The sequence below is a fragment of the Streptomyces sp. S.PNR 29 genome, assembly GCF_030386795.1.
GTDB lineage: Bacteria > Actinomycetota > Actinomycetes > Streptomycetales > Streptomycetaceae > Streptomyces.
In genome coordinates, this window is record NZ_JANUQM010000042.1 from 1 (window position 1) to 1,419 (window position 1,419).

The following is a 1,419-nucleotide window of genomic DNA, read 5'->3' on the forward strand; positions in this document are numbered from 1 at the left end:
CCGGAGGATCTCCGCGGAGATCTGTGCACCTGCGGCCGGGATCACGTACGCGGCGATGCGTTGGTCTCCTGGCTGGTCTTCGCGGACGATGACGGCTGCTTGTGCGACGGTGGGGTGGTTGGTGAGTGCGGTTTCGATTTCGCCGAGTTCGATGCGGAAGCCGCGGATTTTGACTTGGTGGTCGGTGCGGCCGAGGTAGTGGAGGTTGCCGTCGGTGGTCCAGTGGGCGAGGTCGCCGGTGCGGTACATGCGGCTGCCGGGTGGGCCGTAGGGGTTGGCGATGAAGCGTTCGGCGGTGAGGTCGGGTCGGCCCAGGTAGCCGCGGGCGAGGCCGTGGCCGGCGATGTAGAGCTCGCCGGGGACGCCGGTGGAGGTGGGTTGTAGGTGCTGGTTGAGGATGTAGGTGTGGGTATTGTGCAGGGGGCGGCCGATGTGGGGGGTGTCGGTGCTGGTCAGTGGTGCGGCGGTGGACCAGATGGTGGTTTCGGTGGGTCCGTAGACGTTGGTGACGTGGTCGGCGTGGGTGGTGAGTTGGTGGGCGAGGGGGGTGGGGAGTTGTTCGCCGCCGACGAGGATGCGCAGGCCGTGGAGGGTTTCGGGGTTGGTGCTCAGTTCTTGCCACAGTGAGGGGGTGGCCTGCATCAGGGTTGGTTTGTGCCGGTGGATGAGGGAGGTGAGTGCTTGGGGGTCGCGGGTGTCGTCGCGGTCGCTGAGGAGGAGGGTCGCTCCGGTGGTCAAGGGGGCGAGGATTTCGAGGTTGGCGATGTCGAAGCCGACGGTGGTGACGGCCAGGAGCCGGTCGGTGGTGGTGAGTTGGGTGTGTTCCTGCATCGCGGTGAGCAGGTTGGTCAGGTTGCGGAGGGTGACGATGACGCCCTTGGGGCGTCCGGTGGTGCCGGAGGTGTAGATGACGTAGGCAGGGTGTTGGGGCAGTGGCTGGGGGCTGTGGGGGTCGGTGTCGCTGTGTGTGTCGATCAGTGTCGATACTGATGTGTCGTCGAGGGTCAGATGTTCATGGCCGGCAGGGAGCAGGTGGTCGAGGTCGCTGGTGGTGAGGGTGAGCAGGGGGGCGGCGTCCTTGACCATGTAGCTGATGCGGTCGGCGGGGTATTCGGGGTCGATGGGCAGGTATGCGGCGCCGGTTTTGAGGACGGACAGGAGTCCCACGATGAGGTCGGGGCAGCGGGGCATGACGAGGCCGATGATCTGCTCGGGGCCGGCTCCGCGGTCGGCCAGCAGCCGGGCGAGCTTGTTGGCGCGGGCGTTGAGCTGCGCGTAGGTGAGCGTGGTGTCCTCGTACACCAGCGCCTCGGCCTGCGGTAGCCGCTCGGCCTGCTGCTGGAACAGGGCAGACGGCGTGGTACACGGCGTGGCATGCGCCGTCTCATTCCAGTCATGCACCAACCGCCGACGCTCCAC

Annotated in this window: 1 protein-coding gene; it reads right to left on the reverse strand. The window is 67.0% G+C overall.

Features of this window, described 5'->3' with window-relative positions:
- A partial coding sequence (locus tag NW895_RS41115; RefSeq protein WP_289942370.1) for an amino acid adenylation domain-containing protein occupies window positions 1–1,401 on the reverse strand: 1,401 nt, incomplete at its 3' end.
- Window positions 1,402–1,419 lie beyond the last annotated feature (18 nt).